The organism is Bradyrhizobium cosmicum (assembly GCF_007290395.2).
In the GTDB taxonomy this organism is placed as follows: domain Bacteria; phylum Pseudomonadota; class Alphaproteobacteria; order Rhizobiales; family Xanthobacteraceae; genus Bradyrhizobium; species Bradyrhizobium cosmicum.
In genome coordinates, this window is sequence record NZ_CP041656.2 from 7,008,241 (window position 1) to 7,021,548 (window position 13,308).

The following is a 13,308-nucleotide window of genomic DNA, read 5'->3' on the forward strand; positions in this document are numbered from 1 at the left end:
AAGCGAGTCGGCGGACTCTTGCGCGTGAGTCACGCCATATTGTAGCGTTTGGCTTGTCAGATACGACATCTCGTGCGGCAGTTCTGATCTCTAAGTCCTCATGTACCGGCGTAAACGTTCGGGCGGCTCTCGGTGCCCGGCGAGCCTTAAGGGATTCTGACGGCACGGGTTTTTCGAGGCTTAGGCATTCGCTGTGCAGCCCCAGGATGGTGGCGCGCGGCGAAGGAAAGGGTGCAATGACCGTTTTGACCTGGTCGGATGATCGCGTCGAGCAACTGAAGAAGCTCTGGGAGGCCGGGTTGTCGGCCAGCCAGATCGCGGCAGAGCTCGGTAATGTCACCCGCAACGCCGTGATCGGCAAGGTGCACAGGCTCGGCCTGTCCGGCCGCGCCAAGAGCCCTTCATCCGCCGCGCCGCGCCCGCGCAAGGCGCGTCCCGCCCAGCACATGATGCGGGTGAGCCGGCCCATCGCGCGCGGCAACACCGCGCTGGCACAGGCCTTCGAGGTCGAGGTCGAGGCCGAACCGGTCACCTACGACAACGTGGTGCCGATGAGCCAGCGGCTGTCGCTGCTGGAGCTCAACGAGGCGACCTGCCACTGGCCGGTCGGCGATCCCTCGAGCCCGGACTTCTTCTTCTGCGGCGGCAAGGCGCTCTCCGGCCTGCCCTATTGCGCCCAGCACTCGCGGGTTGCGTATCAGCCGGCAGCGGATCGCCGGCGCGCGCCGGCCAAGCCGGGTCCGCGCTGAGTTCGTCGCGGGCGGCCAGTCGTCGCCCGAAGAGGTCTCAACAAATTGGATGTCGTCCCTGCGAACGCAGGGACCCATAATCCCGGTGCACAGTCACCGCGGGATCGTCACTCCAAGTCTTCGCCCAACCACGTCCGGTGGTTATGCGTCCCTGCGTTCGCAGGAACGACATCGGAGGATGCGGTAGCAGCCCGCCCGATCACGTCTGCTTTAGCGAACCTTACGTCTGCTCGGCCTTGGCAAACCGATCGTCGAGCGCGTAGCCGGCGCCGCGGACGGTGCGGATCGGGTCCTGCTCGCGGCCGAGATTGAGCAGCTTGCGCAGGCGGCCGATATGCACGTCGACGGTGCGCTCGTCGATGTAGATGTCGCGGCCCCAGACGCTGTCGAGCAGTTGCTCGCGCGAGAACACCCGGCCGGGATGCTCCAGGAAAAACTCCAGCAGGCGATATTCGGTCGGACCGAGGTCGATCGGCCGGCCCGAGCGCGCCACGCGGCGCTTGTCGCGATCGAGCTCGATGTCGCCGTAGGCCAGCACGGTGGCGAGCCGCTCCGGGCTGGCGCGACGCAGCAGGCCCTTCACGCGCGCCAGGAGCTCCGGCACCGAGAACGGCTTGACGATGTAGTCGTCGGCACCGGTCGCAAGGCCCCGCACCCGCTCGCTCTCCTCGCCGCGCGCGGTGAGCATGATGATCGGCAGCTGCTTGGTCTCCGGCCGGGTGCGAAGCCGCCGGCACAATTCGATGCCGGACAATCCCGGCAGCATCCAGTCGAGCACGATCAGGTCGGGAATGTGCTCCTTGAGACGGGTGTCGGCGTCGTCGCCGCGCATCACCGTCTCGACGTCATAGCCGTCGCCTTCGAGGTTGTAGCGAAGCAGCTCGGTGAGAGCCTCCTCGTCCTCAACCACCATAATGCGTGCGCCCATCGGGTCGTCGCTCCTCAAGTCGTCAGGTATTCGGAACCGTCGTGGCAAAGGTCGTCATGTCGCCCTTCGGCCGCTTGTCGGTGATCGCCTGACCTTCGATCATGTAGAACACGGTCTCGGCGACGTTGGTGGCGTGATCGCCGATACGCTCGATGTTCTTGGCGCAGAACATCAGATGGATGCAGAACGAGATGTTGCGCGGATCCTCCATCATGTAGGTCAGGAGCTCGCGGAACAGCGAGGTGCAGATGGCGTCGACTTCCTCGTCGCCCTTCCACACCGCCATCGCCGCCGGCAGGTCGTGCGCGGCGTAGGCGTCCAGCACCGACTTGACCTGCTGCTGCACGAGGTCGGTCATGTGCTCGAGGCCGCGGAACAGCTTGAGCGGATGGAAATCCGTCTCCAGCGCCGCGACGCGCTTGCCCATGTTCTTGGCGAGGTCGCCGATCCGCTCGAGATCGGTCGCAACCCGCATGGCGCCGACGATCTCGCGCAGGTCGACCGCCATCGGCTGGCGGCGCGCGATGGTGAGCACGGCGCGCTCCTCGATCTTCTTCTGCAGCGCGTCGAGCTCGGCGTCGATGGCGACGACGCGCTGACCGAGCGCGACGTCGCGGCGGATCAGCGCGTCGACGGAATCGACGATCATGCGCTCGGCGATGCCGCCCATTTCCGCGACCAGCCGGGTGAGTTCCTGCAGGTCGGTGTCGAAGGCCTTTGCGGTATGTTCAGTACCCATGTCCCGTCTCCTCAACCGAACCGGCCGGTGATGTAATCCTGGGTGCGCCGATCGGTCGGCGACGTGAAGATCTTGCTGGTGTCGTCGAACTCGATCAACTCACCGAGATACATGAAGGCGGTCTTGTCGGAGACGCGCGCAGCCTGCTGCATGTTGTGGGTGACGATCGCGATCGTGTAGTTCTCGGACAGCTCCTGGATCAGCTCCTCGACCTTGGCGGTCGAGATCGGATCGAGCGCCGAGCACGGCTCGTCGAACAGGATCACTTCCGGCCGCACCGCGACGGTGCGGGCGATGCAGAGGCGCTGCTGCTGGCCGCCCGAGAGCGACAGGCCGGAGGCGTTGAGCTTGTCCTTGACCTCGTTCCACAGCGCGCCGCCGCGCAGCGCCTTCTCGACGCGGTCGTCCATCTCGGACTTCGAGATCTTCTCGTAGAGACGGATGCCGAAGGCGATGTTCTCGTAGATCGTCATCGGGAACGGCGTCGGCTTCTGGAACACCATGCCGACGCGGGCGCGCAGCAGGTTGAGGTCGAGCCGGGGGTCGAGGATGTTGGTCTGGTCGAGCATGAGCTGACCGGTGGCGCGCTGGCCCGGATAGAGGTCGTACATCCGGTTGAAGATGCGCAGCAAGGTCGACTTGCCGCAGCCCGACGGGCCGATGAACGCCGTGACGCGGTTGGTGCCGAGCGCGAGGTTGATATTCTTCAGCGCGTGGTGTTCGCCGTAATAGAAGTTCAGGTTGCGCACCGTCACCTTGGCCGGGGCCTCGGGCAGCACCGGCGCCTGCGGCAACCCACCGGCCGCGCTCATCGATACGGAAAGCTCACTCATTTTGCGGTCCTCTCGGCGCCAAGGATGCGCGCGCCAATATTCAGGGCAAGAACGGTCAGGGTGATGAGCAGGGCCCCGCTCCACGCCAGCTGCTTCCAGTAGGCGTAGGGGCTCTGCACGAAGTTGTTGATGGTGACCGGCAGGTTCGCCATCGTCTTGGTCAGGTCCAGGCTGAAGAACTGGTTCGACAGCGCGGTGAAAAGCAGCGGCGCGGTCTCGCCGGCGACGCGGGCGGTGGCGAGCAGCACGCCGGTGATGAGGCCGGCGCGGGCCGAGCGGTAGGCGATCCGCTTGATCACCAGCGAACGCGGCAGGCCGAGCGCCGATGCCGCCTCACGCAGTGCGTTCGGCACCAAGAGCAGCATGTCCTCGGTCGTGCGCAGCACCACCGGGATGACGATGACGGCCAGCGCGAGACAACCGGCGATCGCCGAGAAGCCGCGCATCGGCACCACCACCGCGCCATAGATGAACAGGCCGATGATGATCGAGGGTGCCGAGAGCAGGATGTCGTTGATGAAGCGGATCACCGAGGTCAGCTTGTCGTTGCGACCGTATTCGGCAAGGTATGTGCCGGCGAACATGCCGAGCGGCGCACCGATGCCGACGCCGATCACGGTCATCATCAGCGAGCCGACGATGGCGTTGAGCAGGCCGCCCTCGTTGGATCCGGGGGGCGGCGTGTTCTCGGTGAAGATCTGGACGTTGAGCCCGGCCACGCCATTGTAGAGCAGCGTGATCAGGATCAGCGCGAGCCAGGTGACGCCGAAGGCGGCAGCGGCCATGCAGAGGCCGCGGACGACGATATCCTTGCGGCGGCGGCGTGCGTAAATCGGGTTCATGTCAGTTCCCCGCCTTCTTTTCCAGGCGCATCAGCATCAGCCGGGCGGCCGCGAGCACGAAGAACGTCAGCACGAACAGGAGAAGTCCGAGCAGGATCAGGCCGGACTGGTGCAGGCCGTCGCTCTCGGCGAACTCGGATGCGATCGCCGCCGAGATCGTGGTGCCCGGCGCGAAGATCGACCCCGAGATGCGGAACGAGTTGCCGATGATGAAGGTCACCGCCATGGTCTCGCCGAGCGCGCGTCCGAGCGCCAGCATGACGCCGCCGATGACGCCGACGCGGGTGTAGGGGATGACGACGCTGCGGACGACTTCCCAGGTGGTGCAGCCGACGCCGTAGGCGGCCTCCTTCAGCACCGGCGGCACCGTCTTGAACACGTCGACCGAGATCGAGGTGATGAAGGGCAGCACCATGATCGCAAGGATCAGCGCGGCGTTGAACAGGCTGAGATAGGACGGCGGTCCGGCGAAGATCGTGCCCAGCACGGGAACGCCGTCGAAGATCTTGATCATGAAGGGCTGGAAGCTGTTGGCCAGGAACGGGCCCAGCACGAAGAAGCCCCACATGCCGTAGATGATCGAGGGAATGCCGGCGAGCAACTCGATCGCCATGCCGATCGGGCGGCGCAGCCATTGCGGGCAGAGCTCGGTCAGGAAGATCGCAATGCCGATCCCGACCGGAATGGCGATCAGCATCGCGATGAAGGAGGTGACGAGCGTGCCGTACATCGGCCCGAGCGCACCCAGCACGGGCGGATCGGCGGACGGCGCCCAGCGCTGCGTCCACAGGAAGGAGAGGCCGAATTCCTTCATCGCCGGATAGGCGCCGACGATCAGCGACAGGATGATGCCGCCGAGGATCAGCAGCACGGAAATCGCACTCAGGCGCGTGATCCAGTAAAAGGTGATGTCACCGAGCTTGAACGCCCCCAACGCCTTGGCGCGGTCATACGGTCCGGCGGCATCCACTACATTGCTCTCGACAGCCATCTCAGCCACGCCGATCCCCTGTACTAACAATACTTGCTTTTATGTCGCCGGTCTCGTGCCCCGGTTGCGTTGCAGCGCGAAGCGGTGCGACGCTGATCCGGGGCCTAGCGCTTGTGGGTCCCGGCTCTGCGCTGCAGCGTTGCAAGCTGCAGCGCGTCCGGGACACGAGAGCCCTGCTCAGCTCTTGATGTCGGCGGACCAGGTCTTCTCGATCAGCTTCACGACGCTGTCGGGCATCGGGATGTAGTCGAGCTCCTCGGCCATCTTGTCGCCGCTCTTGAACGCCCAGGCGAAGAACTTGAGCGCTTCCTTGGAAGCCGCCTTGTCGGTGGCATCCTTGTGCATCAGGATGAAGGTCGCCGCCGTGATCGGCCAGGACTTCTCGCCGGGCTGGTCGGTCAGGATGACGTAGTAGCCGGGAGCCTTGGCCCAGTCGGCATTGGACGCGGCCGCCTGGAAGGCTTCGACCGTCGGCTGCACGGTCTTGCCGGCCTTGTTGACGAGACCGGTGTAGGTCAGCTTGTTCTGCTTGGCGTAGGCGTACTCGACGTAACCGATCGAGTTTTTGGTCTGGCCGATGTTGCCCGACACGCCTTCGTTGCCCTTGGCGCCGACGCCGACCGGCCACTCGACCGCGGTGCCCTCACCGACCTTGCTCTTCCAGTCGGCGCTCGCCTTGGAGAGATAGTTGGTGAAGTTGAAGGTGGTGCCCGACCCGTCCGAACGGCGGACGACCGTGATCGCGTCCGACGGCAGCTTCACGTTCGGATTGAGCTTCTTGATGGCAGCGTCGTCCCACTTGGTGATCTTGCCGAGATAGACGTTGGCGAGCGTCTCGCCGTCGAACACCAGCTCGCCCGGCTTGACACCCTCGAGGTTGACGACGGGAACGATGGCACCCATCACCATCGGCCACTGAACGAGGCCATCCTTCTCGAGCTGCTCGGCCTTGAGCGGGGCATCGGTCGCGCCGAAGGTCACGGTCTTGGCCTGGATCTGCTTGATGCCGCCGCCGGAGCCGATCGACTGGTAGTTCAGACCGTTGCCGGTCTCTTTCTTGTAGGCGTCAGCCCACTTCGAATAGATCGGGAACGGGAAGGTCGCGCCGGCGCCCGTGATGTCGGCAGCAAAGGCCACCGTCGTCGATGCGGCGACCAAGCCGGCAGCGACGATAGTTTTGAGGAAATTCATGCTGGTCTCCATACAGGGGAGCGAAGCGCCATCAGCGCCCGATCGCGCTCCCCGTGCCGCCCCTTTAGGAGCGGTCGGCTGTGCTTTTACGAAGGTTTCGTGACAGTCGGATGACAAGCGCAACCAGCTGAAATGACTTGGATTTCAGGCTGAAGCCGGAGTCCTGACCTGGGGAAAACAAGCGGTGAAAGTGGCCCCCTGCTTGGGCACGCTTTCGATCAGAAGCCGGCCGCGATGACGGTTAAGGATATGTTTCACCAGCGATAAACCGAGCCCGGTACCGCCCTGCGAGCGGCTGTCGCCGACGTCCACCCGGTAGAACCGCTCGGTCAGCCGCGGCAGGTGCTCGGGCGCGATGCCGGGGCCGAAATCGCGGACCAGGATCCGGATTTCCGGAGTTCCATCAGGGGCCGCGGCGGAATTCATCGACACGATGACGCGTCCGCCCGAGGCACCGTATTTGAGCGCGTTCTCGATCAAATTCTCGAACAGGCGGAGCAGCTCCTCGCGGTCGCCCGCGATCATCACGGGCGCTTCCGGCAGATTGGTCTCGATCTCGACCTGGCGCTCCCGGGCCAGCGGCTCGAGCCCGTCGGCGACCTGGAAGATGATCGGCAGCAAGTCGACCAGGGTGTCGGGCCGCACATGAGCCGACAGCTCGACCCGCGACAGCGACAGCAGATCGTCGATCAGGCGCGCCATCCGGGTCGCCTGATTGTGCATGATGCCGAGGAAGCGCTCGCGCGCTTTGGGATCGTCCTTGGCCTGGCCCTGGAGCGTGTCGATGAAGCCCGACAGCGCGGCGAGCGGCGTGCGCAGCTCGTGGCTGGCGTTGGCGACGAAGTCGGCGCGCATCTCCTCGACCCGGCGCAGCGGCGTCTGGTCGTGAAAGGTCATCAGCATGCATTTGTCGGCGCCGCCAAAACTGGTGGGCACCGGCACCGGCGTGATGATCAGCTCCATCCAGCGATCGACCGGGACGTGGTCGAGATAGGTGGCGCGCCGCGGTTCGGTGGTCGCGATCGACTCGCGCAGCGCCGTGATGATCTCCGGCGAGCGCAGCGCGAACTGGGCGAGCTCGTTCCTGCGCAGCGCGGGCGCCAGCTGGGCGGCCGCGGCGTTGAGATGGATGACGCGGCCGGCACGGTCGAGCAGCACGGCCGGATCCGGCATGCCGGCGACGACCGCGGCCACCGCCGCGCTCTCAACCGGGTTGACGCGCCGCGTGTCGTCGCGGGAAGCGGCGGTATCGTGCAACCGCCAGGGGATCAGCGCCGCAGCCGCGATGCTCAGCAATACCGCCACCGCCCGCATCGCCGACAATTCGCCGAGCGCGACCAGCACCGACAGCGCCAGCGCCGCGGCGATCAGGATGATCGTCGAGTGCCGTAGCCGGTCGGACCATGGCTGTGCGGAGGGAGAAGATGGGGCGTCGATCGCCATCGGGACAGGCTTCTCCTTGGGGGCAGTGCCGGTCAGGCGCCGCCGTCGCCACGCTCTCGCACATATGCAGCTTCAGGCGCCGGGCCGGGGTCGAGCTTGAGCGCCGCCTGTTGCAGTCGCTTCGATCGCGCGCCGATGATAACCTCGCGAAACGTCAGCAAGATTACAGAGATGACGAAGGGAGACAGATAATAGAGGACGCGGAACAGGAGCATGCCGCCGAGCAGCTCCTCGCGGTCCATCTGCCAGAGGCCGACCAGCATGGCGGCGTCGAATACGCCCAAGCCCCCGGGCGAATGGCTGGCAAAGCCGAGCAGCGTCGCCGAGACGAAGATCACGGCGACCACGACGAAGCCGAGGTTGGGCTCGTCCGGGACCAGCACGTACATCGCGAGCGCGCAGAAGCCGAGATCGATGATGCCGATCGCGATCTGGAGCAGCGTCAGCGGACCACCCGGCAGCACCACGGTCCAGGGACCGCGGCCGACCACGCGCGGATGGGTCCAGACCCAGACCACGTAGGCGACCAGCCCCGCGATGATCATCAGCGCCAGGGTCCGGTTCAACCAGGGCGGCAGCTGGTCGATCGAGGCGGCGGCTTCCGGATGGTAGGTGATGCCGAGGCCGAGCACCGCGGCATTGCCGAGCCAGAAGGTCAGGCCGGCGAGAAAGCAGATCTTTGCGACGTCGATCGCGTTCAGGCCATAGGCCGAATAGATGCGGTAGCGCACCGCGCCGCCGGTGAAGACGCTGGCGCCGACATTGTGGCCGATCGAGTAGCTGGTGAAGGCGGCGAGCGCGTTGATACGGTAAGGCACATGGCTGTGGCCGATCGCACGCACCGCGAACAGATCATAGAAGGTCAGGGTAAAATAGCCCGCGGCCACGAACAGCGCCGCCATCGCGATCTGGCGCGGCTCGGTGCTCTTGATCGCCTCGATCACCTCGTTCATGTCGATGCCGCGCAGCATGTGGTAGAGCACATAGCAAGCGATGCCGATGACCGCGATGCTGATCACAACTCCAAGCTTATGCAGGACTTGCTTCTGGCGCAGAAACGTCGTCGCCCTGCGTATGGCTTCCAGCATCTAGACCTCGAAAAACGCTTCAGCGGCCAGGGTGGCCGGCGGACAGGCGGACGACGCACAGGCACTCAACGAACCCTCGCCACCGGCTCCGGCATCGCGCAAGCCCCCTGCCTCTCCACTAGCGCGTTTTCGGGCGCAGTGGAATTCGCCAATTCGAACAAAAACTCGTGCCTTCAATATTTTAGGCAGGATTGCGGACTCCTGATGCACGGTTTGGCGCTTTCGGCGGCAAGACTGACGCGAATCTCCGTGGCAATCCTGCGCAGGTGCCATGAAGTTTTGATGATTTCGGCCGTACAATGTTCCGTCATGGCTTAAGCCGACGTCAATCTATGGGCCGCGCCCGCCTGTTGAAAGAGGGGGCGACCGGTGCGTCTGATCACGGTGTCCGCGCGCCCCAAGCGACCAGGGTGCACAGCAACATCACAGGGCGGCCGCAGGCTGGCTCCGCGAGACCACCCGGTCGCGCAGCCAGGCGCCGATGGTGCAGCCGACGAGGTAGCAGGCGAACATGACCAGGCCGAGGTCGAGCCAGTAGCCGAAGCGGCCGGGGACCACATGCGCGAAGGAGGCTGCGACCAGGGCGACGGCGAGCGCCGCGAGCCAGTATGCGGTCACCTTCGAAGTGCCGTTGCCGCGCTGGACCACCGAGATCCAGCCCATGCAGAAGCCGAGCAGCAACGAGCCGATCAGCCAGCCCATATGGAACGAGACGAGATAGGGCATCGTCACCTCACCAGAAATTCGATGCGGCGGTTCTGCGCCTTGCCGTCGTCAGTGTCGTTGCCCGCCACGGGTTGCGTGCTGCCATGGCCGACCGCGGTGAAGCGGCTGGCGGGCAGACCGGCCTTGACCAGATAGTCGATCACCGCCTGGGCGCGCTTCTCCGAGAGAGCTTGATTGACGGAGTCCTCGCCATCGGCATCGGTATGCCCGGCAACCTCGATATTGGTGGTGGGACAGCGCAATGCCGTCTCGATGAGATGATCGAGAATACCAGCGGAATCCGGATCGATGTCGGCGCGCCTCGTTGCGAAGCGGATCTTGCCCTTGTTCAAGAGCTCCGAGAACAATTGCTGGCAGACGGTGCCGTCGACCGGGCCCGCCGCGGGTTTCACCGTGATCTCCGGCTTGTACTGCCAGTTCTTGGGAAAATCCTTGCCGAGGCCTGCGCGGATGTCGTTCGCGGCGCTCTCGTAGAGAGCATCGCCCGACAGCTTCACCTCGCGATCGGAGACGACGAGCGTACCGGTCGACAGCCGCGACAGTGCGCCAAGAGCTGCGACCACCGCGGTGTTGAAAGAGCCGGGGGCTCCGATGCTGGCCTTGAGATTGTCGACGACTTTCTCGGTGAAGAACTTGCGCGAAGCACTCGTTGCGATGGCTGCGTGTACATTGTTGTCGGGCACGTAGCCGGTCAGCGTCACGGTCGCGGCGACCGGGTCCTTGTAGGCCTGGAAGATATAGGGCGGCGCCTTGATCTCGTTGGCGGCGATCGAAAAGCCCTCGGGCAGGTTCTTGAGCGCAGCCGCAATCGCCTCGCGACCGCCGAGATCACGCGCCATGCCGGAGAGATTGACCTTGGTGTCGGTAATCGTGATCTTGCCGTCCTTCAGCCTGCCGATCTGGTCGAGCAGCAGCATCGCGGCCGCCTCGAACCGCGGCGGCGCACCGCGCGCCAGACCCATCTGATCGGCGACTTCGACGCCGCCGACCTCCTTGCGAGCCGCCTCGGTCAGCCGCCCCTTCATCGACGGCAGCGGCGCGGAGCCCGACAGCGTCACCCGCACCACGTCACGTTCGGCATTCCAGACGAAGGGTTTCGCTTCGGGAACAAGGCGGGTCCGGTCGTCGACCACGCGCACACCGGGCACGGTCTCGACCGCCATCACGGCGTCGCGGCGCCCTTCCTCAGAAAAAGCGTCCGCGGCCAGGCTGACGTCGCGGCCGTCCACCGTGATCCGGGTCTTGTCCAAAACGGTGTCCTTGAGGGCGGCCGAGCTTCGGGCGGAGAGGTCCGCCTCGACCGGCAAAGTGTTATTCCAGGCCGCAAATCCCCACATGACGGCCAGGGGGATCAGCCCTGGCCACCATTTGCTGGCCCACCTGAAAAGCTTTTGCATTCGACGACCTGAAATCTGGAACCGGAGACAAAACAAACCCTTGGCAGGCTGTCAAACCTGAAATGGCGGCCCTCCCAAGGCTCTGCATGGACAATTGGAATAACTTTTTCTTCAAGGGTCCCACCCTAAGTTGAGGGCGGAATGCCCAGGGGTCCACCAGCCGGCAATGAAACAACTCCGCAATAACGTCATCCGCGCCGGGCTGGGGGCGCTCTATTTCAGTGGGGCGCACCACTTGCTGCGTCCATTGCTATCGGGCGTGGGCGCCATTTTCATGCTGCACCACGTGCGGCCGGCCCGCGAGGCTGCGTTTCAGCCGAACCGGCATCTCGAGGTCACCCCGGAATTCCTGCGCGCCACCCTGAGCCATTTGCGCTCGCGCGAGATCGACATCGTCAGCATGGACGAGCTGCATAAGCGGCTGGTGCAGGGCCGGTTCTCCCGCCGCTTCGCCGCCTTCGCCCTGGATGACGGCTATCGCGACAATCTCGACCATGCGCTGCCGGTGCTGCGCGAATTTGACGCGCCTCTTACCGTCTACGTCGCGAGCGATTTCGCCGAGGGCACCGGACGTCTGTGGTGGACCGCGCTGGAGGCCGTGATCGCCAAGGCCGAGCAGGTCGATGTGCAGATCGGCCATTCCGCGCTGCGGCTCGATGCGACGACGCCGGCCGCAAAGCAGGCGGCATTCGATCGCCTGCACGACTGGCTCCGCGCGCTGCCGGGCGACCATGATCTCAAGCGCGAGATCGAGTCGCTCTGCGCCAGATACGACGTCGACATGGCCGCGTTGTGCCGCAGCCTCTGCCTGAGCTGGGACGAGGTAAGGACATTTGCTGCCGATCCGCTGGTCACGATCGGCGCCCACAGCGTCAGCCATTGTAATCTCGCCAAGCAGAGCGAGGAGATCGCCGCGCAGGAGATGGCAATCAGCCGTGCACGAATTGAAGAGGCGCTGGAGCGTCCCGTGCTGCATTTCGCCTATCCCTATGGCGACCGCGAGGCGGCGGGCGAGCGTGAATTCGCGCTTGCTGCGGCCGCCGGCTTCAAGACCGCGGTGACGACGCGGCCCGGCATGCTGTTCGCCGAGAACGCCGACCACATGACCGCGCTGCCGCGCGTCTCGCTCAACGGCAACTACCAGGACGCGCGCATTCTGCCGGTGCTGACCTCGGGCGCAGCGACCGCGATGTGGAACGGCTTTCGCAGGATCGCGGCGGCCTGATCCATCCGTACACTCAGACCTCATCCTGAAGAGCGCTCCAACGGAGCGCGTCTCGAAGGATGGGCCGCCGGCATCCTTCGAGACGCGCTGACGCGCTCCTCAGATGAGGCGGAGCAGGCAGCGCCTTCCTTGACTCCCCACGCCTCCCCGCTCAAAACGTCGCCAACCAAGGGAGGCACCATGTTCAACGATCTGTTCTCGCTCAAGGGCCGCATTGCGCTGGTGACCGGCGGCTCGCGCGGCATCGGCAAGATGATCGCGGCGGGATTTCTCAGCGCCGGCGCCGCAAAGGTCTACATCACCGCGCGCAAGGCGGGGCCGTGCGAGGCGACGGCCAGGGAGCTCACCGCGCAATATGGCGGCGAATGCATCGCGCTGCCGATCGACATCTCCACACTCGCCGGCTGCGAGCTGCTGGCGAGCGAGTTCAGGAAGCACGAGCAGAAGCTCGACATCCTCGTCAACAATGCGGGCGCGGCCTGGGGCGCGGAGTTCGATGAGTTTCCGGAGAGCGGCTGGGACAAGGTGATGAACCTCAACGTCAAGGCGCCGTTCTTCCTGACCAAGGCGCTGGCGCCGACGCTGCGCGCATCCGCAAGCGCCGAGCGGCCGGCCAAGGTGATCAACATCGCCTCGATCGACGGCATCTTCGTCAATCCCGGCGAGACCTATTCCTACGCGGCGAGCAAGGCCGGCCTGATCCATTTGACGCGGCGCATGGCGGTCAAGCTCATCCCCGACCACATCGTGGTCACCGCGATCGCGCCCGGCCCGTTCAAGTCCGACATGAACCGCGCGGCACGCGATCATGCCGACGAGGTCTCGACCCGCGTGCCGGTGGGCCGCATCGGCACCGACGAGGACATGGCGGGCGCGGCGATCTATCTCGCCTCGCGCGCGGGAGACTATGTGGTGGGCGCGACCATCGCGGTGGACGGCGGAATCGTCTACGCCAACCCGGGGATCAAGGGGAGCGGGTGGGATAGCGACTAGACTGGAGCTGGTTCAACTCTCACCTCGTACGCGGTGTCATGCCCCGGCTTGACCGGGGCATCCAGTACGCCGCGGCTTCTCGGCTAAACCCTGACCGTCTCTGGGATACTGGATCACCCGCTTTCGCGGGTGATGACAGCTTCCATTTTTGCAAGAGCGTCCG

Annotated in this window: 13 protein-coding genes; 3 read left to right on the forward strand and 10 right to left on the reverse strand. The window is 65.1% G+C overall.

Going from position 1 to position 13,308, the window contains the following annotated elements:
- Positions 1–236: 236 nt before the first annotated feature.
- Positions 237–749 carry a GcrA family cell cycle regulator gene (locus FNV92_RS33430; protein WP_015689154.1) on the forward strand — a complete coding sequence of 171 codons (513 nt, stop codon included), beginning with the start codon at positions 237–239 and terminating at the stop codon, positions 747–749.
- 220 nt (positions 750–969) lie between these two features.
- On the opposite strand, the gene phoB is transcribed toward FNV92_RS33430, so the two are convergent.
- The 10 genes from phoB to FNV92_RS33480 all read right to left on the reverse strand — a co-directional run bounded on the left by phoB (position 970) and on the right by FNV92_RS33480 (position 10,927).
- Complete coding sequence (gene phoB, locus FNV92_RS33435) at positions 970–1,677, reverse strand: phosphate regulon transcriptional regulator PhoB (RefSeq protein ID WP_008143479.1); 708 nt, start codon at positions 1,675–1,677, stop codon at positions 970–972.
- A 22-nt stretch (positions 1,678–1,699) separates the two neighbouring features.
- The gene (gene phoU / locus FNV92_RS33440; protein WP_015689155.1) at positions 1,700–2,416 is read right to left on the reverse strand and encodes a phosphate signaling complex protein PhoU; all 717 of its coding nucleotides are present in this window, start codon (positions 2,414–2,416) and stop codon (positions 1,700–1,702) included.
- Between the two features lie 11 nt (positions 2,417–2,427).
- Positions 2,428–3,249 (reverse strand): phosphate ABC transporter ATP-binding protein PstB, encoded by an 822-nt coding sequence (gene pstB, locus FNV92_RS33445; RefSeq protein WP_015689156.1) that lies wholly within the window; start codon positions 3,247–3,249, stop codon positions 2,428–2,430.
- A complete protein-coding gene (gene pstA / locus FNV92_RS33450; RefSeq protein WP_015689157.1) occupies positions 3,246–4,091 on the reverse strand; it encodes a phosphate ABC transporter permease PstA in 846 nt (281 codons plus the stop codon). The genes pstB and pstA overlap by 4 nt, the downstream gene beginning before the upstream one ends.
- A gap of 1 nt (position 4,092) precedes the next feature.
- Entirely contained in the window at positions 4,093–5,082 is a 990-nt protein-coding gene (gene pstC, locus FNV92_RS33455; protein WP_041748620.1) for a phosphate ABC transporter permease subunit PstC, read from the reverse strand.
- 177 nt (positions 5,083–5,259) lie between these two features.
- Positions 5,260–6,273, reverse strand: coding sequence for a phosphate ABC transporter substrate-binding protein PstS (gene pstS / locus FNV92_RS33460; protein ID WP_015689159.1), 1,014 nt, complete (start codon positions 6,271–6,273; stop codon positions 5,260–5,262).
- A 144-nt stretch (positions 6,274–6,417) separates the two neighbouring features.
- On the reverse strand, positions 6,418–7,716 hold the full coding sequence (locus tag FNV92_RS33465; protein ID WP_143842884.1) for an ATP-binding protein: 1,299 nt from the start codon (positions 7,714–7,716) through the stop codon (positions 6,418–6,420).
- 32 nt (positions 7,717–7,748) lie between these two features.
- Complete coding sequence (locus FNV92_RS33470; protein ID WP_143842883.1) at positions 7,749–8,804, reverse strand: lysylphosphatidylglycerol synthase domain-containing protein; 1,056 nt, start codon at positions 8,802–8,804, stop codon at positions 7,749–7,751.
- Between the two features lie 423 nt (positions 8,805–9,227).
- Positions 9,228–9,530, reverse strand: a complete 303-nt coding sequence (locus FNV92_RS33475) for a hypothetical protein (protein WP_015689162.1) — start codon at positions 9,528–9,530, stop codon at positions 9,228–9,230.
- Between the two features lie 2 nt (positions 9,531–9,532).
- The gene (locus tag FNV92_RS33480; RefSeq protein ID WP_015689163.1) at positions 9,533–10,927 is read right to left on the reverse strand and encodes an OmpA family protein; all 1,395 of its coding nucleotides are present in this window, start codon (positions 10,925–10,927) and stop codon (positions 9,533–9,535) included.
- 166 nt (positions 10,928–11,093) lie between these two features.
- Between FNV92_RS33480 and FNV92_RS33485 the strand changes: the two genes are divergently transcribed.
- Positions 11,094–12,152, forward strand: a complete 1,059-nt coding sequence (locus tag FNV92_RS33485; RefSeq protein ID WP_143842881.1) for a polysaccharide deacetylase family protein — start codon at positions 11,094–11,096, stop codon at positions 12,150–12,152.
- A gap of 180 nt (positions 12,153–12,332) precedes the next feature.
- Positions 12,333–13,145, forward strand: a complete 813-nt coding sequence (locus tag FNV92_RS33490; RefSeq protein WP_143842880.1) for an SDR family oxidoreductase — start codon at positions 12,333–12,335, stop codon at positions 13,143–13,145.
- The last annotated feature ends 163 nt before the right edge of the window (positions 13,146–13,308 follow it).

What these genes read in the sequence shown, in the direction of transcription:
- phoB (WP_008143479.1), bottom strand. Translation starts at nt 1,677, where the DNA reads ATGGGCGCACGCATTATGGTGGTTGAGGACGAGGAGGCTCTCACCGAG.
- pstS (WP_015689159.1), bottom strand. Translation starts at nt 6,273, where the DNA reads ATGAATTTCCTCAAAACTATCGTCGCTGCCGGCTTGGTCGCCGCATCG.
- FNV92_RS33485 (WP_143842881.1), top strand. Translation starts at nt 11,094, where the DNA reads ATGAAACAACTCCGCAATAACGTCATCCGCGCCGGGCTGGGGGCGCTC.
- FNV92_RS33465 (WP_143842884.1), bottom strand. Translation starts at nt 7,716, where the DNA reads ATGGCGATCGACGCCCCATCTTCTCCCTCCGCACAGCCATGGTCCGAC.
- FNV92_RS33480 (WP_015689163.1), bottom strand. Translation starts at nt 10,927, where the DNA reads ATGCAAAAGCTTTTCAGGTGGGCCAGCAAATGGTGGCCAGGGCTGATC.
- pstB (WP_015689156.1), bottom strand. Translation starts at nt 3,249, where the DNA reads ATGAGTGAGCTTTCCGTATCGATGAGCGCGGCCGGTGGGTTGCCGCAG.
- FNV92_RS33430 (WP_015689154.1), top strand. Translation starts at nt 237, where the DNA reads ATGACCGTTTTGACCTGGTCGGATGATCGCGTCGAGCAACTGAAGAAG.
- phoU (WP_015689155.1), bottom strand. Translation starts at nt 2,416, where the DNA reads ATGGGTACTGAACATACCGCAAAGGCCTTCGACACCGACCTGCAGGAA.
- pstC (WP_041748620.1), bottom strand. Translation starts at nt 5,082, where the DNA reads ATGGCTGTCGAGAGCAATGTAGTGGATGCCGCCGGACCGTATGACCGC.
- FNV92_RS33470 (WP_143842883.1), bottom strand. Translation starts at nt 8,804, where the DNA reads ATGCTGGAAGCCATACGCAGGGCGACGACGTTTCTGCGCCAGAAGCAA.
- FNV92_RS33490 (WP_143842880.1), top strand. Translation starts at nt 12,333, where the DNA reads ATGTTCAACGATCTGTTCTCGCTCAAGGGCCGCATTGCGCTGGTGACC.
- pstA (WP_015689157.1), bottom strand. Translation starts at nt 4,091, where the DNA reads ATGAACCCGATTTACGCACGCCGCCGCCGCAAGGATATCGTCGTCCGC.
- FNV92_RS33475 (WP_015689162.1), bottom strand. Translation starts at nt 9,530, where the DNA reads ATGCCCTATCTCGTCTCGTTCCATATGGGCTGGCTGATCGGCTCGTTG.